This window comes from Salicola sp. Rm-C-2C1-2, assembly GCF_040196175.1.
Lineage (GTDB): Bacteria > Pseudomonadota > Gammaproteobacteria > Pseudomonadales > Oleiphilaceae > Halospina.
This window is the reverse complement of sequence record NZ_JBEFNF010000002.1, coordinates 264,697-283,994: the sequence shown is the minus strand read 5'-3', so window position 1 is coordinate 283,994 and position 19,298 is coordinate 264,697. Positions and strand designations below refer to the sequence as shown.

Here is a 19,298-nt window from a genome sequence, read left to right as displayed (position 1 = left end):
GCCATCCGCCCGTTCGTGATCGGGCGCAAGAACTGGCTGTTCAGTGACACGCCGAAAGGCGCCGATGCCAGCGCCCGCATCTACAGCCTGATCGAGACGGCCAAGGCCAATGGGCTCGAACCCTATGCATACATGGTCAAAGTTCTGAACCAGCTGCCAACCGCCACTACCGATGAACAACTGGATCGGCTGCTGCCCTGGCGGCAGGAAGGGGCGGTTACCGCGTAGTTCGTGGACCGCTTACGGATAAAACTCCTCAAGCACCGCAGGCGTGTCCTCCTCTGAGTACTCAAACTCAGCATTCTCGAACCCTCGCTTTCCGGCTTCATCCAGCGCCGCCTGGTCGTAACCGGCCTGCTGTGAAGTCTGTTCGTTGTCCTGAGCTTCCTGGAGCGCCTCCTGCACGGATTGGCCCTCTCTTACCGTCAGATCCACATAGTAGATCGGTGTCCGATGGCTCTGGGTCGTGCTCTTACCGCGTAGGCGCAGTTCCAGCGACATGAACGCCAGCCGGTTGCCCGAGACAGCTTGGTAGTAACGCAGCCGCGCCGCCAGGGTGCGGATGCTGTTGTAGCCGGTGGTGCGGAAGATGAAGGTGCCCAATTCATCGTCATCCCCAATACGCACGTTCAGCCGTCCATAGGGCTTGCATAGCCCACCCTTGCCGAACTCGCAGAGTGTCGGGCCAGGGCATGGCAGTGACTGAACTCCGGACTCTGTAAGGCGGCGACAGCTCTCCCCGTCGCCCACACAGACCGGCCGGCCATTGGTGCGATCGAACATGGTGTATTCCGCCCGCAGGTTCAGGTCGGCGTCATTGAACAGCATCCGCACCGGGATGGTCCGGAGTTTGTTGTTGGGCGCTGACTCTCTCAACTCTTCATCCTTGGGATGCAGTATCCACTCCCCCTGCTCCTGGATCTGGGTCGTGATCGTGAATTGATTGTCTTTCTGGGGCAGGCGCTGGCCGTTTTTCTCAACGACCCGGCCAATGCTGATCCGGCCCAGTACCGGGGGTGTGATGGCAAGCCCTTTAATCATGGCAGTTACCTCCTGGCGGTGATTAGAGTGAGGCGGCCTGAGCCGCCCCGGTGGTGTGGATGAATGGCATCAGTCGTTGATCAGGAACCGACGACTACCCGGTTTGGTCAGTGGGTACTGATCCAGCAGCTGGGGCTGGTCCTTGAGCAGCCGTTTGGTGTCGAGCGCCACGCTGCAGTTGCTCTTTCGCCAGGACACGGTGCCCTCGGGGAAGATCGCCTTGGTGGCCTCGCCCATGCGTTGCTGGAGGGTGTGCTTGAGCTGGGCTTCCGCCTGCTTCAATGCCTCCATCTGGCGGCGGGCGGACTGGAGCTGGTCGAAGGTCTTGCAGGCTTCGCGGTCATCCCGCAGATCCAGCTCTTCCCCGTTGTCACTGGGATAGAGGTGACGCAGGGCCCGGTCGGCTGAATCGGAATAATCCGCCGGCAGCGGGGTATCCGATTCCACGTAGCTCCAGAACTGGCGTTCCAGGCGAATCAGCTCGGCAATGAGCTCATCATCGCGCTCGATGCGGTAGATCTTGAGCTCCTGGCCGCACAGCAGCACGCACACATCGGCCGCCTTCTTGCCGGTGACCGCCAGCTGGTGCTGGACCTGGCACTGGACGTAGTCCGGTACGCCATTGCGCCACTTGCGGGATCCGAACTCCCCGGCCGTTTTGCACTCCAGGACCTGGACTTCGTCGTCACCGACCACGGCGTAGTCGAGGTTGGCCAGCATCCAGGCTTTATTGGGATCCGGGTGTTGAAGTACCGAATTCACACGCCGGACCTTGCGCCCGGTACGTTTGCTGTAATGCTCGGCTACGATCGGCTCCAGGACATTGCCCCAGTACACCGGGGAGCCCTGGTCATCCGGGTCGGGCTTAGGAAGCGTCGCGTCCCTTCCCGTTTTGACCATCCACAGCTCCAGCTGGGACTGGTAGGGGCTGAGCCCCACGGCGGCGGCCGCATCACTGCCGCCGATGCCATTTCTCCGAATCGCGAGCCACTCATCCCGGCTCATGGATTTGGTGGATACCAGCCGCAGGGCGGCCTTATGGGATTGTTGGGGTTGCTGCATTTCCATGGTGGTTTCCTCCAGACGAAAAAAAGCCCGCCGGAGCGCTTGGCTCCGACGGGCTTCTATGTCGTTATCAGTGGTTGAGTGGGGTCAGGCGGCCAGTGCGAGGGCCTTCTCGAAGGCGCGTTCCTTAATGGCCGCTCCATTGCCAAACCAGGCCGAATCCAGCCGGTGGTCCACGCTCTTGGCCCGGCGCTCGTGGTCGATGAACTCCGTCACCGCGTTGACCAGGCCATAGGCTGTGCCATTAGAGGAGGCCAGCTGTGAGCCGGTGCCGTTGCCCTCAAACATGGACAGAGCCTGCTTCATGGCCCGTTCGTTGGTCTTGCCGGCAGGCTGACCCGGGATGTCCGTGAACAGCTCCCGGTAGAAGTCCTGAGCCTCCCGGTCCTTCACCTTGCGATCGCTCAGGGTCTTCAGCCGGTACATGAACTCGTCCCAGGCCGTGACCGAGATGCCCAGTTGTTTCTTGACAGCTTCGGCGTCGAACTGAGTGCTGTGCTTGACCTTCACGGCACCACCCGCCCCTTTCACGGCCACCGCCAGGGTGTTGTTGCACACCACCCGCACGCTGGTGAACTGAGCCGTTGTGGCCATGCTGCCGTCACAGGCCGTGGCCAGCAGGACATAGGCATCCGTCTGGTCACCGCCTTTCAGCGTTGTGGACTGACCCGTACGGGCCAGAGCCCAGAGCTTGCGCCCGCCCTTGAGCGAGCCGGCGGTTTCCAGTTCAAAGCCGGAGATCTCGGTCAGGTCCCGATAGAACTCCAGGACCTCTTCGGGCTGGACCACATTGAAGCGGTCCCCGACCACCGACAGCGGTGCCTGGTTGTCCGAGCGGTAGAGCACCTTGCTGCCCGGCACACTCGCCAGCTCCTCGTTCCCTTCCCCGTCTACCACAGGGAACTGCACCGGGCTTTCCTCAATGGACCAGTTCAAGCCCGCCTGGCGCGCCCAGACGTCCAGCGGCTGACCGCTGTCCAGTTGATTGCCCAGGCCATGCCAGGGCGTGCGGCCCACGTAGGCCATCTCTTCAACCAAATGACTCATCGAATTGTCCTCCCAGAAATAGAAAAGGCCGTGCTGGAACCCAGCACGGCCTCTATGTCGTTTTGCTTGTGCGAACTTGGTGGAGCGGTCAGTTACCCGGGGTCTCCGGATGCCTCGCTTTCTTCGGATGGGGCACTACGGAAGCAGTAGTTGCAGTCCAGGCACCGGTAGTTATCCAACACCTGCTCATCGAGCACGCTGCCCAGCGCCACGCCAGCGGACGCTCCGGTGGTACCACCCACCAGCCCTCCGATGATGGCCCCGGAAAGGCTGCCGACCGTGGCGCCAACGGGCCCAGCGAAAAAGCCCAAGGAGGCGCCATAAGCGGCACCGGAAGAGGCGGCACTGATGCCCCCAACAGTGCCGGCACCCGCGCCGACCACTCCGGCGCCCTTCTTCCCATAGTTATTGCTGCCAATCCGGGTGGACTGACAGCGCGGACATTCAAGTGGCATGATCATCTCCTCTGTGCGATCGGTGGTGGACAGACTCCTGGTCCGCCCTCACAGAGGTGATGTATATCTGAAGGAAGCTCGATTCTTATATATGTTACCTGCACCTATATGCATGCTACCTATCTAGATTTAACAATACTTTACACTGCAGTGTTCGGCAGTCAGAGTACCTTGGATAGCCGAACACATAGACGGTTGCAGCGGTCTTCACGCCTTCAAAGTGTGGGTAATAACGTGGGTAACCAGAGAAAAGCGCATAATAGCAATCGTTTTATATCATGCCCTTACGCAACCTTTTCAAGTGACGCCGTCTCCACCAAACAGTAAGACTTAAAGCCCTGATTCGTCAGGGCTTTTTTCGTCCCAGCACTCCTTTTTTCGCCAAATAGGCCCATCCGCTGATTCCCCGACTTCGGCCAACCAGCCAGGTTTACGCTGCGCCTGTAATTTGTAGTTCAAGCACCACCGCATTAGAATCCCGTAACTCCATGAAGAGCAAAGAGGTAATGATGCGTACAGTTTTTGACGCCAAAAGGGCCATAATCCTGACTGCCGCGATGGCTCCCAGTCTCTCCATGGCCGGTGGCTTCTCTCTGAACGAACAGAGCGCCAGCGCCATGGGTACCGCCAACGCCGGCGCTGCTGCCAATCCGCAGAACGCGTCCACCGTCATTTTCAATCCGGCGGGCATGACCCAGCTCTCTGGCACCAACCTTTCCTTTGGTGCAGCGGTTCTGGACATTGATGCTGAGGCCGACAAGGCATCCGCCACTTACCAAGTAGGCACGGACGTTCCAAAAACTGGCAAAGGTGGAGATATTGCCGATCCTGCCTATCTCCCCAGCGCTTTCCTAACTCACGAGATGACGGAGAACGTGGCAGTAGGTGTTGGTCTGCACGCGCCCTATGGCTTGGCAGCGGATTACGATAACGACTTCACCGGTCGTTACTTCGCGGACGAGACTGAGCTCACCGGCATCGCCCTGACGCCATCTATTGCCGTGGACTCTGGCAACGGCCTGTCTCTGGGTGTTGGCGTCAACATCATGTATCTGGAGGGAAAGCTTTCAAAGTTTAATGACCCGACCGGCCTGTATGCCGAGGAGCAAGGTTGGAATTTGAAAGAGCTAACACCTGCGCAAAGAGAAGAGGCCACAAACTACGCGAACGGCCTTTCAGAGTCAGATAATACGCCTTACTCAAACGTTGAGGGCGATACGATTGAATACACCCTCCGCATTGGCGCCCTCTACGAGCTTTCGGACCAAACTCAGTTCGGCCTTACAGCTGAAACGGGCACCGGGTCATCACTGGAAGGTGATATTACCGTTAGTAATTTCCCGAAACCCACTAGTAAAAATCCAGCCAAGACCACGACTCTCAAGGAAGATGCCGAAGTCCCGCTCGATATCCCACCCAGTGCGACCTTCGGTGCCCGTCATCAGCTCAATGACGAAGTCACCCTGCTGTTCGGCGCCACCTGGGCACGCTGGAGCGATTTCGAAGAACTTGATGTCTATTCGGATGAAGGCGGCACAGGGCAGGTTTCCCGTGCTCTGGAGAGAAACCCGATCACCCACATCACAGAGAAGTGGGAGGATACCTGGCAGTACAACCTCGGTGCCACCTGGCAGGCTAACCCGGAATGGAAACTCAAGGCAGGCTACGCTTGGGATGAGTCCCCGGTGGACAGCTACAAGACCGCGCGGATTCCCTCCCAGGACCGACACTGGCTGACCCTGGGCACCCAGTTTGCCCCGGCCAACACCGACTGGAAAGTGGATGCGGCCGTGGGCACGCTCATCTTTGATGGCGACGCCAAATTCACAGAGCGTGATTACAGCCATCAAAAGCCGACAACCCCCACAAGTGCGGCAAGCTACTCCGGCTCCTACGACCTGAGCGCCTGGAGCGCCTCTGTGGAACTCAGCCGCTCCTTCTAACCGCCTGAGTCCACTCGTTCAGCTCCAGGGATGGAGCTGATCCTCTCCTATACAATCCTCAGCATTCACTGAAGATTTTTGAACGCAGCTTCCGCCGCTCGGCGCGCAGCTGATTTCCCCGGGGCTCCTGGTACCCTCGCCCCAATTCCTCATTGACCCGATCCAAGCGCTTCTCGTAACCCTGACACCGCTTTTCCCTGGCCGCCGCTTCACGCTCCGCTCGGCTCGGCTGACTGGCTTCGTCGTCGCCATTATCGCGCTTGACCCCCCAGGTTCCGGGCTCCGGCAGTGCCATGGGCGAGTTCGTCAGTTTCGGCCGGGATCGCTCCTCGTGGGCGCCATCCTGTCTGGGGGTGTCGGTGTAATGGGTGACCCCATTGTCATCCGTCCAGGTGTAGATCTCCGCTCGCGCGGCAGCGGCCATAATCAGCGTGGCTACGATCAGAAAACGCAGAGTGCTGTGGAGCATGCGGCATTCCTCCCTGATGCAGTGGCAGTCCGTTTCGGTGCGCCAGAGCATCCACCGCTGAGGCTTTGCTGTCAAGCACACCCCAGAACAGGCGCTTCCCTGCTATGATGGAAATAATTCCCGGATTTCGGAGCAGTTTTGTCATGGATGGTTTTTCGAGTCCCCTGACCGGAGATCACAGCGACGCGGAACGTACCTATCAGCTGGCGTTGAGACTGGGCACGGATCACGCGCGCCAGCGCCTGACCACCGAGCACGAGCGCGAGGCCCTGTTTGTGAGCCGCTCGGGCAAGCACCTGCACCCGGAAAACCTCTATTCCATGCCCACACTGGTCCGGCTTGCCCTGTCACTGGGAGGCCTTTATCAACGGGCTGTCAAAAACAGCCGGTCTCTCAGAGTGACCCGTAACCGTTTCGTGGTCCCGGGCCTCCCCCCGGCGCTGGAAGGCTACACCCTGCTGCAGCTCAGCGATCTGCACGTGGACATGGACGAGGCCAACCTGCATGCAGTCATTGAAATCATAAGAGAGCTGGACTATGACCTCTGCGTGATCACGGGTGATTACCGACGCGATACCTGGGGGGACATCAACCCCGCGATGGACGGTATGCGGCGTCTGCGCCCCCACCTCAAGGGCACGCCCCTTGCCATTCTGGGCAACCATGACAGCGTCCTGATGGTGCCGGAGATGGAGAGCATGGGGTACCGCCTACTGATGAACGAGAGCCTGCGTATTAAACGCGGCGGCGAGGCACTTTGGATTGCCGGTGTGGATGACCCGCACCTCTACCGCACCCATGACCTGGCAGCCGCCACCCGGGACATTCCCCCCGGCGCTCTGTCACTGCTGCTAAGCCACACCCCGGAAATTCACATTGACGCGGCCGATGCCGGCTTTGACCTCTATCTGTGTGGCCACACACACGGCGGCCAACTGTGCCTGCCAGGCGGCATGCCGCTAACGCTGGATGCGAAAATCCCCCGCCGACTGGGTCGCGGTCTCTGGACGCAAGATGCCATGCAGGGCTACACCACTACTGGGGCGGGGACATCCATCCTCAATGTCCGCCTGAACTGTCCGCCTGAGGTGACCCTGCACCAGCTGAGTGCTGGCCCGGATCCATCCAGTCAGTGAGGCCGTCGACGAATACCGAGGCGATAGAGAAGAGGCGATCCCCAGATATTGAGTGCTGAGAAGATCAGCGCCGCCAGCAGCGCCGCCCAACCAGGGACGCCCAGCCACCACCAGGCGACAAAACTGGGAAGCAGCCCTTCGGGCAGCTGATCCAGGCCCAGCGCCTTATCCCCTGATCTGAGTCCGAGACGGCGTTTCAGGAAGCTTGAGAACAGGTCGCCAATCATCGCCGCCGCACCGAACACAACGCCGAAGGCCAAGCCGAACTGCAACAACCAGGCAAAAACCGCAGCGCTAAGGATTGCGGCACCCACACCACGCCAGGTTTTACTGGCCCCGAAGAGCCGGCGGCCGTCAGGCAGCCGAAGACGCCCGTCCACGGCCAGCCCACGGCTCGCCATAACCCGACTGAGAACCAAGGGCGCGCCATTGGCCACAATCAGTAAAGCGACCAGCTCCGGGATCAGCGGCATGGCGCAGAGCCCGGCGGCGGACGCTGGTCAGGCGTCCGGCAGGCCACCCTTGGTCTGCTTGATCGGGTCGAGCAGGTCACGCAGCTCGTTTTCCGCCACATCCGTTTCTTCCTTAGCCACATCCAGGATGGAGCGACCGGTCGCATAGGCCTTCTTGGCCACTTCGGCCGCTTTGGCGTAGCCAATAACGGGATTAAGGGTAGTCACCAGCACCGGGTTCTTGCCAACCGCCTCGGCCATCACCTCACTGTTCACTGTAAACCCGGCAATGGCTTTGTCCGCCATCACGCGTGCGGTGTTGGCCAGCAAGCCGTTCATTTCCAACAGGTTCCAGCCGACCAGCGGCAGCATCACGTTGAGCTGGAAGTTACCCGACTGGCCGGCGGTGTTAACCGTAGCATCTAGACCGGTTACCTGCGCCGCGGCCATGGCAGCGGATTCCGGGATAACCGGGTTCACCTTGCCAGGCATGATGCTGGAGCCGGGCTGCAGCGCTGGCAGGGTGATCTCGCCCAGGCCATGGATGGGCCCACTGTTCATCCAGCGCAGGTCGTTGGCGATCTTCATGACCACCGTGCCCAACCCGCGATAGGCAGACGAAAGGGCAACCGGCGCATCAATGGCGCTCTGGCCGACGAACGGATGCTCGAGCGCGGTAAAGTGGTGATCGGTGAGCGCGCTCAGCTCTTCGGCAAACAGCCGCGCGAAGTCCGCGTGGGCGTTTACCCCCGTACCCACGGCAGTGCCGCCTTGGGGAATGCGCAGTAGATCTTTCGCCGCCTGCTCCAGGCGGTCACGGGCGTTGCTGATCTGGTCACGCCAGGTGCGCAGTTCCTGAGCCAGGGTTACCGGCATGGCGTCCATCAGATGCGTGCGACCGGTCTTGACCACGGACTCGGTTTCCTGCTCGCGGCCCGCGATGGTCTGCATCATGTGATCCAGCGCCGGCAACAGCGACTCATGCACCTCGGTCACCGCGCTCAGGTGAATGGCGGTAGGAATCACGTCGTTGCTGCTCTGGCTCATGTTCACGTGATCATTGGCGTTCACCGGCTCGCTGCTGTGGCCCGAGGCCAAGCGTGCGATGACTTCGTTCACGTTCATGTTGGTGCTGGTACCGGAGCCGGTCTGGAACACGTCCACCGGGAACTGATCCGCATGAGCGCCACCAAGCACCTCATCACAGGCCGTCTCAATGGCCTGGGCGTGCTCCGCGTCCAGCAGCCCCAGTACGGCATTGGCGCGCGCGGCGCTGCGCTTGATGCGCACCACAGCGTGGATGAACGCACCGGGCATGGGCCGGCCGCTCACAGGGAAGTTATCGATGGCGCGCTGGGTCTGGGCCGCCCAGAGGGCGTTGGCCGGGACTTCCACCTCGCCGAGGCTGTCTTTCTCAATGCGCTTGTCACTCATAGTGGGACCTCCGTCAGGTTGGCCAGGCTGTTCTTAAACTGCGGCTATAGTGCCTTCCGAAGGCCAGGTTTTCCAGTCATGCCCCCTTAGGCATTGGTCGAAGAACCGACCAGCCGCAACGTGACGGTTGTCTCAACAGGCACCGCCCGTTACAAATTTTCACTCCCAAGGTTCCAGCTGTTTCTATAGTGTGAGGTAAAGAACTTGTCATAAGCCGGTCACAGAAAAGCTGTAAGGCCGCGCCGACAAAAGGGCAGTTATCATGAAAGCCAGCGACATCCGCAAGCTCAAGAAACGGATCGAACCCGCCTACAGCGAGATGTTTTCAGGGCGGGTCCATGAAGTAGGCTCCGGCGCGGTAGCGGTGCGCAACCACAGCGGTCAAGCAGACCATACTGTGATCGGCGTTCACGGGTTCCTTGAGAATCAGTGCTATTTCACACAGCTTTATCAGGAGCCGACCACTGAGCTCATCCTGCTGACCTGCTCCAATTACCATATTCCGGTGAGTGGTCCCAATCTGGAACGCCCTGACTGGGTGGTACGCAATCCGCATGTGGAGGCCACCATCGAGTACGATGCGCGCATTCTCATCCAGGCCATCGAGAATCTGCCCTCATCCAGAAGCATACGGGTACACGGCCATTCCCGCGGTGGCGGTGTGATCGTAGAAGCGGCCCGCCAGCGACCAGAGCTGTTCGAAGATATCGATGTAGTCCTGGAGGCGCCGGTACTGCCTCAGGGCCAGCTCCATGCCTTGGTGCGCACCATTCTGGAGCCGGTCAGCCACGGCATGTGGCCATGGGTGGTGCGCGCGATCAACACCACCCCCTCCTCAGCCTATGCCCAGACTTTCTTCGGGCGCATGAACCCCCGCAAGAAGACGCTACTGAACCGCATGTTCTCAGCCACTCAGGATCACCTGACAATTGTGCGCAATATCGAGAACATCATCGCCTGGATGGAGAGATGGGACGCGAACGTTCTCGACAACATCCGCCAGGGCACCATACTGATCCCGGAATCGGACCGCATACTGGATCGGGAGACGCTGCTGGCAGCGGCCCGTCAGTCCGCAACGTCGGTACGGATCGTCGAAACCCAGGGCACCAGCCACTTCATTACCCTGGACAGCGAGCGCTGGGTGCCTTCCATGGATGACATTCCGCGCGTGGCCTGACTGCCATTGTCCGGGATCACAGCCCCCACTAGAATGCTCGTCCTGACAATCGGAGGACGGGCGTGTACCGCTACAAGCTGACCCAGACCCAGACACGAACTCGCAACGCGCGCCGGCTCCAGGAGCTGATGCTCAACTACCATGACTTCCGGCAGGAGCGCGTCGATCATCCGTTGGAGCCGTCCATTGAGGCCCTTGGCCGCTGGCAGGCGGAGCGCCTGCGCGCGACCCACCGCGACCTCTACGAGTCCCCGCGTTACCACGAGGCCCTGGACTTCCTGCTGGAGGATCTCTACACGCCCCAGGACTTCAACCGCCGGGATGACGACTTCGACCGGATCTTTCCCTATCTGGTCCGGCTGAGCCCTGACAGCGCGCTTTTCACCCTGTCACAGCTGGTTGAACTCAACCTGATCAGTCAGCGCCTGGACCTGGTCATGACGGAGTGGCTCACCCATGAGGCGGCGTTGGATGCTCCCGCCATCGAGTGCATGGCCGATGCCACCTATGCCGAAGCCTACCGGAGCTGTGGGCGGATTGAGGACCGCCGCCGGCAGATTGAACTGGTGGATGCCGTAGGCCATGACCTGGAGCGTTACGTGAACAACCGTTCTCTTCGCATGGGGCTGAAGATGATGCACCAGCCCGCGCGCATGGCCGGGCTGGGCGAGCTCTACCGTTTTATTACGGAGGGCGTCCACGCCTTCCGCGCTATGGGTGGCGTGACGGAGCTGCTGAAAACCATCCGCAAGCGTGAAACCCACATCATGGAAAAGCTGCTGGACGAAGGGCACCTCCCGAGGCACTGACCGGCCCCGGGCCGCGGGATCAACTGTGGCGTTCCAGGATCGCCTCCAGCTCGCGCACCATCTCCTGTTCGATCCGCCCTTTTAAAGGCCGCAGCATCATGCCCAGCTCCAGGTCTACGCCAATCTCATTCGGATAGACGCCCACCTCGCCCCTGAGCCCTGTCCGGCGCAGTTTCAGGCGCTCGCCCTCCCAGTGCCACTCAAAATCGTAATGCGCCGTCATTTCCCGAGCCAGCTCATCGGCCACGCGCAGCGCGTGTTCATGGTCCATGGCGTGGCGGCGGCGGATCCGGATTCGGGACATCGGCGTTCCTCAACTGGAATAGGATGGTTTGGAGTGAGCCCTAATTTTACGCCAATGCAGCCCCATAGGCGAGCCTACCCCGGAGGCGCAGACAAGCTGCGCCTCCGGGGTTAGAATACGCGAAAGCATGAGCGGAGGTCCCTATGGCGGATCAGGACACCACCCATTTCGGCTACCGCGAGGTACCGAAGACGGAAAAAACAGAGCGCGTTGGCCAGGTTTTCTCTTCGGTTGCCGGTCGGTATGACCTGATGAATGATCTGATGTCCATGGGCATCCACCGGCTCTGGAAGCGCTTCACCATCGAGCTGAGCAGCGTCCGCCCGGGCCACCGTATCCTCGACATCGCCGGCGGCACGGGCGATCTGACCATGCAGTTCGCGGACCGCGTGGGCACGCAAGGCGAGGTGGTACTGGCGGACATCAATCAGGAAATGCTGGAAGTCGGTCGGGAACGCCTGATCGATCGTGGCTACGCGGGGCGCGTTGACTACGTCCAGGCTAACGCGGAGTGCCTGCCCTTCCCGGACAACTATTTCAACGCGGTCTCCATCGCCTTCGGTCTGCGCAACGTCACTGACAAGGACCTGGCCCTGCGCGAGATGACCCGAGTGCTCAAACCCGGCGGCAAACTGCTGATCCTGGAGTTCTCCAAGCCCGTAAACCCGCTACTCAACAAGGCCTACGACACCTATTCATTCACGGCGCTACCCCTGATGGGCCGGCTCGTGGCCGGTGACAGCGAGAGTTACAAATACCTGGCTGAATCCATCCGGATGCATCCGGATCAGCAAACCCTCAAGCACATGATGCAGGACGCCGGTCTGGTGCAATGCAAGTACCACAACATGACCGGCGGCATCGTTGCCCTGCATGCCGGGGTCAAGCCGTGATGGGACTGGGCGGCACATTGCTTGAGCAGGCCACCACTATGGCCGCTTCCGCCCTGAACCGGGCTCTGCAAATGGATCCGGCAGCAAAAGATGTGCTTCTTTCTGAACTGGAAACCCCGGTCTCGATGACGCTGGAGCCCTTCGACGCTACCCTGACACTGGTTCGCTCGGCAGATCGGCTTGCCCTGCAACAGGGTGTAGCCGATCCATCGGCGGATGCTCACATCACCGCCACGCCACTTGCCCTTCTGGCGCTTGCCGCAGGCGATACCAGCGGCCTCGATCAGGGCCTGATCGGCGTCGAGGGCGACAGTGAGCGCGTACGCCATCTGGCGCAGCGCCTGCATGCGCTGGCACCGGACTGGGAAGCCCTCATGGCGCGCACACTCGGCGATGTACCTGCCCACGTGATCGCCCGGCGCCTGCGCAATGCTCTGCACTGGAGCCAGCAGGCACGTGCTGCCATCCACGCCAACATCGAGGATTACATGCACGAGGAATCCGGTCTGGTTCCAGGCCGCCAGCAAGCGCAAACCCGCTTGCGCGACATCCATGCCCTGAAGGCCCGGGTGGATGCGCTTGAGGATCGTCTCAATCTACTCGATCCGGAGGCACGCCGTTGATCAACCCGGGCCGCCTGATCCGGATTCTGTGGGTATTCTGCCGCTACCGGCTCGACACCTTCCTGCGCCTGCTGGCTCTGCCCGCAGGCATCCGCTTGCTGCTGGCCATCGCCCCCTGGCGGCTTTTCCCGCAGCCGGAGGCCAGCCGCGGCGAACGCCTGCGCCAGGCAATGGAGGAACTGGGCCCGGTGTTCATCAAGTTCGGCCAGATCCTCTCCACCCGGCGTGACCTGCTCCCAGAGGACATGGCGGACGCCCTGAAGCACCTTCAGGATCGGGTCGCCCCCTTCGATAGCGACCAGGCCAGAGCCATCGTGGAGGCGGAGCTGGGGGCGGATATCGCCGACAGCTTCAGTGAGTTCGAACAGCAGCCGCTGGCCTCCGCCTCGGTCGCCCAGGTGCATGGCGCAAAGCTGCTGGACGCCACCGCCGTGGTGGTCAAGGTCATTCGCCCGGGTATTGAGAAAACCATCCGGCAGGACATCCGCCTGCTCTACCTGATGGCAAAGCTGCTGCAGCGCTTCTGGGCCGAAGGCCCGCGCCTGCGACCTGTTGAGGTGGTGGCGGACTACGAAAAGACCATCTTCGACGAGCTGGACATGCAGCGCGAGGCCGCCAACGCAAGCCAGCTCCGGCGCAACTTCCCGGACTCCCCGCTGATCTACGTTCCGGCGGTCTACTGGTCCCACACCGGACGCCGGGTGGTCACCATGGAGCGGGTCAGCGGCATTCCGATCGGCGATACCGCTGCCCTGCACGCGGCCGGCGTGGATATGAAGGTTCTGGCTGAAAAAGGCGTGGAAATCTTCTTCACCCAGGTCTTCCGCGACAGCTTTTTCCACGCCGACATGCACCCCGGCAACATCTTCGTGGACGCTTCAAATCCCGCCGATCCCCAGTACATCGCGCTGGATTTCGGTATCGTCGGCACTCTGGGGCCCTCGGACAAGAGCTATCTGGCGCGCAACCTGCTGGCCTTCTTCCGGCGCGACTACCACCAGGTGGCCGTATTGCATATCCAATCAGGCTGGATTCCGGAAGACACCCGCGTGGACGAATTCGAAGCAGCCATCCGTACCGTGTGCGAGCCCATCTTCGCCAAGCCCCTGCGCGACATCTCCTTTGGCCACTTTCTGCTGCGCCTGTTCGAGGTGGCACGGCGTTTCCGCATGGAAGTCCAACCCCAGCTGGTGCTGCTGCAGAAAACCCTGCTCAACGTGGAGGGCCTTGGCCGCCAGCTTTACCCGGATCTCGACCTCTGGGCGACCGCACAGCCCTTCCTGGAAAACTGGATGCAGCAGCAGCTGGGTCCACCCGGCGTGTTACGCTCCCTGCGCGAACACCTCCCGGACTGGGCGGAACAGACGCCTGAGATGCCACAGCTGGTTCACGACGCGCTGGAACGGCTGGCCAGTGACCAGTCACCGGTACAGCCGCAACCCACCCTGGCAAGCGCCGCGCCCCGCCTTCGGCTCTGGCCCCTTTCTGGCGCCGCTGCCTGCGCAGGGGGTGCGCTGATTATGGCGGAACCCAGCCTTCAGAACTGGTTCCAGAACCTGCCTGTTAGCAGCTGGATTCTGCTCGGTGCCGGGACCGTGTTATTCTTATGTGGCACGAATCGCAGTGGACACTGAAATGACAACGAACATCGAGCCCGGCTGGATCGCAGAAGTAGCCTTCAATGAAGACGGTCTGGTGCCCGTCATTGCTCAGGATAGCGCCAGCGGCGACGTACTGATGATGGCCTGGATGAACGCCGAAGCCCTCGAAAAAACCGCGAATACCGGCGAGGCCGTCTATTATTCGCGCTCACGGGACCGGCTGTGGCACAAAGGCGAGAGTTCTGGTCATGTCCAGAAAGTGCATGAGATACGGCTGGACTGTGATGCCGACGTTGTCCTCCTGAGAGTGGAACAGATCGGCGGTATCGCCTGCCATACCGGGCGGCGCCACTGTTTCTACCGCCGCCTTGAAAACGGTGCCTGGCAGGAGTCCGGTGCGATCCTCAAGGATCCTGAAGCCATATACGGATTGGAGCACAACTGATGGACACGGTACTGAGCCAGCTGGCCGAGGTGCTCGAAGACCGGCGCCACAACGCGGCTCCGGACAGCTCCTATGTTGCCGGCCTCCATAACAAGGGACTCAACAAAATCCTCGAGAAAGTCGGGGAAGAGTGCACGGAAACACTGCTTGCAGCCAAGGACGCGGAACACACCGGTGACAACCGGGATCTGGTCGCTGAGACGGCGGATCTGTGGTTCCACAGCCTGGTCATGCTCTCCAACCGGGGCGAAAGTCCGGATGCCGTGCTCGCGGAACTGGCACAGCGTTTTGGCCTTTCCGGTCTTGAAGAAAAAGCCCGGCGCAAGCCGGAATCCTGAACAGGAGAAATCATCATGGGTGGAATCAGTATCTGGCAGCTTCTGATTGTGTTCGGCATCGTCATTCTGGTGTTCGGCACAAAGAAGCTGCGCAACATGGGCGGTGACATCGGCAGCGCCATCAGCAACTTCAAGCAGGCCATGAACGATGGCGACAGCGAGAAGAGCACGGATGACGGCGACAATGAACCCCAGGCCGATCGCCCCCTGGAGCAGCAGAAAAGCGAGGAGACGCCCGAGGCGGAGAAGCGCCGCGATCACGAGCATTCCTGAGGCGCCCTGAATGTTTGATCTCGGTTTTCTGGAACTCTTTCTGTGCGGCGTGATTGCCCTTCTGGTGCTGGGCCCTGAACGCCTGCCCGGCGCCGCACGCAGTGCAGGTCACTGGATCGGCAAGGCCCGGCGCATGACCCGTCAATTCTCCGAAGAGCTGGACCGCCAGGTTAAAGCCGAGGAGATTCGGGAGCAGCTGCGCCGGGAAAAAAGCGACATCGGCTACGAGGACATCCAGCAGAACGTGCGCGAAGCGCTGGACGAAGCGAAGCTGGATGAGGATCATCTGAAATCCGGGAACGCAGACGGGACGGACAAAGACCGGACCGACACGCCAACGCCGGACAGCTCCCGAGACAGTTCATGAACCAGCAGGACGGACACCCCGACGAGAACACCATGCCGCTGGTTGCCCACCTGGTGGAACTGCGCAACCGCCTGCTCAAGGCCATCCTCGCCATTCTGGCGATTTTCCTGGCCCTCTACCCCTTTGCCAATAAACTCTATGCCTGGCTTTCCGGTCCCCTGAGAGAGTACCTGCCGGAAGGCAGCAGCATGATTGCCACAGACGTGGCGGCCCCATTCTTCGCGCCGCTCAAGCTGACGCTGGTCCTCGGCACCTTCCTGGCCATGCCGGTCGTGCTTTACCAGATCTGGCGGTTCATGGCGCCGGGGCTGTATCGCCACGAAAAGCGAATTGCTTTTCCGCTGCTGGGCTCCTCCATCATTCTGTTCTATCTGGGGGCAGTTTTCGCCTATTTCGTGGTCTTCCCACTGGTATTCGCCTTCTTCACCTCTGTAGGCCCGGAGGAGGTTACCGTCATGACGGACATGAGCAGCTACCTCAGCTTCGTTCTGAAACTGCTGTTCGCTTTTGGTATCGCCTTTGAAATCCCCATCGCCATTATGCTGATGATTCTCAGCGGGGCGACAGACACCACCTCCCTGAGTGAAAAACGCCCTTATGTGGTGGTGGGCTGTTTCATTGTCGGCATGATGATGACGCCTCCTGACATGATCTCACAGACTCTTCTGGCCGCGCCCATGTGGCTGCTGTTCGAGATCGGGCTCATCTTTGGTCGCATGATCGAACGTCGCCGGTCGGCGGAGGATCAAGACGCGGCATGAACCTGCTTCTGCTCCACCCGGAACAGCGGAGCGCGGATGGGTGCGCGCGCGTAACCGGGCGCCAGCTGCGGCACCTGCACGACGTTCACGGTGCCCAGGCCGGCGACCACCTGAAAGTTGGCATGCGCGACGGCCCGATGGGCGAAGGGCGCATTGAGACACTCACTTGCGATGAAGCCACCCTGAGTCTGACGCTCAACGATGCCCCACCCAGGCCTCTGCCAGTAACGCTGGTGCTGGCTCTTCCCAGACCCAAGATGCTGCGCCGCATCATCCAGTCCGTGGTCTCCATGGGAGTTAAACGCCTGGTCCTGGTCAACAGCTGGCGGGTGGAGAAGAGCTACTGGCAGACCCCCTGGCTCCAACCGGAGGCCCTTAACGATCAGATCACCCTGGGGCTGGAACAGGCGCGGGACACAGTCTGGCCGGACGTTGTGCAACGCAATCGCTTCAAACCCTTTGTGCAGGATGAACTCGCAGCCATGACAGCCGGTAGTCGCCGCCTGATTGCGCACCCGGGCAGCACGGGCGCCTGCCCGCAGGGTCTGACGACGCCCCTGAGCCTGTGCATCGGACCGGAAGGCGGCTTCATTCCCTATGAAGTAGCGCTGATCTGCGAACAGGGCTTCGAGGCGGTGCACCTGGGGACACGCATACTGCGTACGGAAACACTCGTCCCCGCGGTTCTGGGGCGTTTGTTTGAAATCGCCGACGAATAATCCACGCAAAGGCAGGAACACAATGTTCCTTGCAGCAGGCACACGCTTTATATAAGAATATTATCCGCCTTACACCCTTATGGTCTCTATGAGCCAAAGCAGTAACCAACAAACTGACGGGTCAGCCCCAGCTTCTTCTCTTGGAGCAGCCCCCAATCAACCCCTCCGCCCCAGTATCATGGTGGTGCTGGCGGTAGCGGTGGGGATCTTCGGTGGTTTCAGTGCGATTGCTTTCAAAGCCATCATTGGTTTTTTCCGCAACCTTTTTTTCTACGGCGAATTCAGTCTGGCGTTCAATCCGGATATCCATATTGCCGCCAGCACCTGGGGGGCAGGGGTTATTCTGGTACCGGTTGCGGGTGCCATCATCGTTAACTGGATAACCGAACGATTCGCCCCGGAAACCCGTGGTCACGGGGTTCCCGAGGTCATGAACGCCATCTACTTCAGTCAGGGCCGCATCCGACCCTCGGTGGTGGTTGCCAAGGCCCTGACTTCGGCGGTTTCCATTGGCAGTGGCGGCTCTGTTGGCCGTGAAGGGCCCATCGTCCAGATCGGATCGGCCTTCGGCTCCAGCCTGGGGCAGATCATTGCCATGCCAGCACGCCAGAGGGTTGTGCTCGTGGGCGCGGGTGCTGCGGCCGCGGTGGCTGCCACTTTCAATGCCCCGATTGGTGGGCTGGCCTTCGCCATGGAGCTGATGCTGGTCTCAATCAGCGCCCGCACTGTCACCGTTGTTGCCATTTCCACCGTAACAGCAACCTACATCGGCCGGTTTTACAGCGGTGTCCACCCCTCGTTCGATGTGCCTGAGCTTGTCGTTTTCGAGAACCACCTTGTCGGGTTCTACTCACTGCTGGCGTGCATTCCGCTGGGCGCCCTGGTTGGTGCGATTTCCGCTGGTTTCATCCGCTCCATCTATACATTCGAGGACTGGTTCGAACACTATTTCACCAACTCCTATGTACGCCATATCGCCGGTATGGCGGTTGTCGGCATCATGCTGTATGGATCCATGATCTATACAGGCCATTACCACATTGGTGGTGTGGGCTATCCCACCATTCTGGATGTCCTGCGCAGTATCCTGTCCGATCCACTTTTTCTGGCCTTGCTTTTCCTTGGAAAATGGCTGGCAACCGGGCTCACGCTGGGCTCGGGAGCATCCGGCGGTGTTTTCTCACCGTCGCTGTTTCTGGGCGCCACTTTCGGCGCGCTGTTTGGCAACCTTGTGCTAGTGGTTTTTCCAGCCAGCGGCATTGATCCCGTGGTATTCGCCATCGCTGGCATGGCGGGCATGGTTGCGGGCACCACCGGTGCTGTTCTGACCGCAGTCATCATGGTCTTCGAGTTGACGGGTGACTACGCCGCCATGCTGCCCATCATCGCAACGGTCTCATTCGCCTATGCGGTTCGGTCAGCGCTGAGCGAAGAAAGCATCTATACCCTCAAGCTCTCGCGTCGCGGCTACAGCGTTCCACAGGGACTTCAGGCGGCAACATCCCACCTGCATAATGCAGGCACACTCATGAGTCCGGAATTTGACCTGATTGATGTCCGGCTCCTGAGGCAATGGGAGGCAACCCACACCCCTGAAAAAGCACCCCGATACGCGGTAGCGGTGGACAACGGACTGATTGAAGGGGTTGTGCACGAGAACCTGCATTACCTCTGCGTGCCCGAGAGTACAGACTGGACCATTGACCGCAATTTCCTGTCAGTGGTGTCGGAAACCAACTGGTCGAACCTGATGCGGACCATGCATGCCAATGAGTGCGAGGCGGTTCTGGTTATGGCCGATGAGAACAGCCGCAAGGCTGAGGATGTACTGGGCGTCATTACACCACGCGAGATTTCCCTTGCTTCCAAGGAAGATGCCTACCTGATGCATTAACAGGAAGGTATCACGATTCCAAAACGACCCCCGGGATTGCGATCGATCC

At 60.5% G+C, this 19,298-nt stretch carries 23 protein-coding genes; 15 read left to right on the top strand and 8 right to left on the bottom strand.

The window, feature by feature from the left end:
- Window positions 1-228, top strand: a 228-nt coding sequence (locus AAF659_RS07140) for a transposase domain-containing protein (protein ID WP_349751029.1), incomplete at its 5' end; no start/stop codon positions are given.
- A 12-nt stretch (window positions 229-240) separates the two neighbouring features.
- Here the strand turns inward: AAF659_RS07140 and AAF659_RS07135 are convergent.
- The 4 genes from AAF659_RS07135 to AAF659_RS07120 form a co-directional block, all read right to left on the bottom strand.
- On the bottom strand, window positions 241-1,041 hold the full coding sequence (locus AAF659_RS07135) for a recombination directionality factor (protein ID WP_349751028.1): 801 nt from the start codon (window positions 1,039-1,041) through the stop codon (window positions 241-243).
- A gap of 69 nt (window positions 1,042-1,110) precedes the next feature.
- A complete protein-coding gene (locus AAF659_RS07130; RefSeq protein WP_349751027.1) occupies window positions 1,111-2,109 on the bottom strand; it encodes a YqaJ viral recombinase family nuclease in 999 nt (332 codons plus the stop codon).
- 84 nt (window positions 2,110-2,193) lie between these two features.
- Window positions 2,194-3,153 carry a DUF932 domain-containing protein gene (locus tag AAF659_RS07125; protein WP_349751026.1) on the bottom strand — a complete coding sequence of 320 codons (960 nt, stop codon included), beginning with the start codon at window positions 3,151-3,153 and terminating at the stop codon, window positions 2,194-2,196.
- A 92-nt stretch (window positions 3,154-3,245) separates the two neighbouring features.
- Window positions 3,246-3,608, bottom strand: coding sequence for a hypothetical protein (locus AAF659_RS07120; RefSeq protein WP_349751025.1), 363 nt, complete (start codon window positions 3,606-3,608; stop codon window positions 3,246-3,248).
- 506 nt (window positions 3,609-4,114) lie between these two features.
- Between AAF659_RS07120 and AAF659_RS07115 the strand changes: the two genes are divergently transcribed.
- Entirely contained in the window at window positions 4,115-5,551 is a 1,437-nt protein-coding gene (locus tag AAF659_RS07115) for an OmpP1/FadL family transporter (protein ID WP_349751024.1), read from the top strand.
- Between the two features lie 58 nt (window positions 5,552-5,609).
- Here AAF659_RS07115 and AAF659_RS07110 read toward each other — a convergent pair whose 3' ends face one another.
- Window positions 5,610-6,020, bottom strand: a complete 411-nt coding sequence (locus tag AAF659_RS07110; RefSeq protein ID WP_349751023.1) for a DUF4124 domain-containing protein — start codon at window positions 6,018-6,020, stop codon at window positions 5,610-5,612.
- A gap of 143 nt (window positions 6,021-6,163) precedes the next feature.
- On the opposite strand from AAF659_RS07110, the gene AAF659_RS07105 reads away from it, so the two are divergent.
- Window positions 6,164-7,156 carry a metallophosphoesterase gene (locus tag AAF659_RS07105; protein ID WP_349751022.1) on the top strand — a complete coding sequence of 331 codons (993 nt, stop codon included), beginning with the start codon at window positions 6,164-6,166 and terminating at the stop codon, window positions 7,154-7,156.
- Here AAF659_RS07105 and AAF659_RS07100 read toward each other — a convergent pair.
- On the bottom strand, window positions 7,150-7,629 hold the full coding sequence (locus AAF659_RS07100; protein WP_349751021.1) for a CDP-archaeol synthase: 480 nt from the start codon (window positions 7,627-7,629) through the stop codon (window positions 7,150-7,152). The two genes, AAF659_RS07105 and AAF659_RS07100, sit on opposite strands and share 7 nt — an antisense overlap.
- 27 nt (window positions 7,630-7,656) lie before the next feature.
- Window positions 7,657-9,042 (bottom strand): class II fumarate hydratase, encoded by a 1,386-nt coding sequence (locus tag AAF659_RS07095; RefSeq protein ID WP_349751020.1) that lies wholly within the window; start codon window positions 9,040-9,042, stop codon window positions 7,657-7,659.
- A 262-nt stretch (window positions 9,043-9,304) separates the two neighbouring features.
- On the opposite strand from AAF659_RS07095, the gene AAF659_RS07090 reads away from it, so the two are divergent.
- Both AAF659_RS07090 and AAF659_RS07085 read left to right on the top strand, forming a co-directional pair.
- Entirely contained in the window at window positions 9,305-10,222 is a 918-nt protein-coding gene (locus AAF659_RS07090) for an alpha/beta hydrolase (RefSeq protein ID WP_349751019.1), read from the top strand.
- A gap of 62 nt (window positions 10,223-10,284) precedes the next feature.
- Window positions 10,285-11,031: a DUF8198 family protein gene (locus AAF659_RS07085; RefSeq protein WP_349751018.1), complete on the top strand. Its 747-nt coding sequence runs from the start codon at window positions 10,285-10,287 to the stop codon at window positions 11,029-11,031.
- 19 nt (window positions 11,032-11,050) lie between these two features.
- Here AAF659_RS07085 and AAF659_RS07080 read toward each other — a convergent pair whose 3' ends face one another.
- On the bottom strand, window positions 11,051-11,335 hold the full coding sequence (locus AAF659_RS07080; protein WP_349751017.1) for a polyhydroxyalkanoic acid system family protein: 285 nt from the start codon (window positions 11,333-11,335) through the stop codon (window positions 11,051-11,053).
- 143 nt (window positions 11,336-11,478) lie between these two features.
- Here AAF659_RS07080 and ubiE point away from each other — a divergent pair, with 143 nt between their 5' ends.
- The 10 genes from ubiE to AAF659_RS07030 all read left to right on the top strand — a co-directional run bounded on the left by ubiE (window position 11,479) and on the right by AAF659_RS07030 (window position 19,249).
- On the top strand, window positions 11,479-12,228 hold the full coding sequence (gene ubiE, locus AAF659_RS07075) for a bifunctional demethylmenaquinone methyltransferase/2-methoxy-6-polyprenyl-1,4-benzoquinol methylase UbiE (protein WP_349751016.1): 750 nt from the start codon (window positions 11,479-11,481) through the stop codon (window positions 12,226-12,228).
- Window positions 12,228-12,851, top strand: coding sequence for a ubiquinone biosynthesis accessory factor UbiJ (locus tag AAF659_RS07070; protein ID WP_349751036.1), 624 nt, complete (start codon window positions 12,228-12,230; stop codon window positions 12,849-12,851). Before ubiE ends, AAF659_RS07070 begins: the two co-directional genes overlap by 1 nt.
- Window positions 12,848-14,485 (top strand): ubiquinone biosynthesis regulatory protein kinase UbiB, encoded by a 1,638-nt coding sequence (gene ubiB / locus AAF659_RS07065; RefSeq protein WP_502949202.1) that lies wholly within the window; start codon window positions 12,848-12,850, stop codon window positions 14,483-14,485. The genes AAF659_RS07070 and ubiB overlap by 4 nt, the downstream gene beginning before the upstream one ends.
- Before the next feature lies 1 nt (window position 14,486).
- The gene (gene hisI / locus AAF659_RS07060) at window positions 14,487-14,897 is read left to right on the top strand and encodes a phosphoribosyl-AMP cyclohydrolase (RefSeq protein WP_349751015.1); all 411 of its coding nucleotides are present in this window, start codon (window positions 14,487-14,489) and stop codon (window positions 14,895-14,897) included.
- Window positions 14,897-15,235, top strand: a complete 339-nt coding sequence (locus AAF659_RS07055; protein WP_349751014.1) for a phosphoribosyl-ATP diphosphatase — start codon at window positions 14,897-14,899, stop codon at window positions 15,233-15,235. The genes hisI and AAF659_RS07055 overlap by 1 nt, the downstream gene beginning before the upstream one ends.
- 12 nt (window positions 15,236-15,247) lie before the next feature.
- On the top strand, window positions 15,248-15,508 hold the full coding sequence (gene tatA, locus AAF659_RS07050; RefSeq protein ID WP_349751034.1) for a twin-arginine translocase TatA/TatE family subunit: 261 nt from the start codon (window positions 15,248-15,250) through the stop codon (window positions 15,506-15,508).
- 10 nt (window positions 15,509-15,518) lie between these two features.
- On the top strand, window positions 15,519-15,875 hold the full coding sequence (gene tatB / locus AAF659_RS07045; RefSeq protein ID WP_349751013.1) for a Sec-independent protein translocase protein TatB: 357 nt from the start codon (window positions 15,519-15,521) through the stop codon (window positions 15,873-15,875).
- Entirely contained in the window at window positions 15,872-16,636 is a 765-nt protein-coding gene (gene tatC / locus AAF659_RS07040; protein WP_349751012.1) for a twin-arginine translocase subunit TatC, read from the top strand. The genes tatB and tatC overlap by 4 nt, the downstream gene beginning before the upstream one ends.
- Entirely contained in the window at window positions 16,633-17,355 is a 723-nt protein-coding gene (locus AAF659_RS07035) for a 16S rRNA (uracil(1498)-N(3))-methyltransferase (protein WP_349751011.1), read from the top strand. Before tatC ends, AAF659_RS07035 begins: the two co-directional genes overlap by 4 nt.
- A gap of 178 nt (window positions 17,356-17,533) precedes the next feature.
- Window positions 17,534-19,249, top strand: a complete 1,716-nt coding sequence (locus AAF659_RS07030) for a chloride channel protein (protein ID WP_349751010.1) — start codon at window positions 17,534-17,536, stop codon at window positions 19,247-19,249.
- Window positions 19,250-19,298 lie beyond the last annotated feature (49 nt).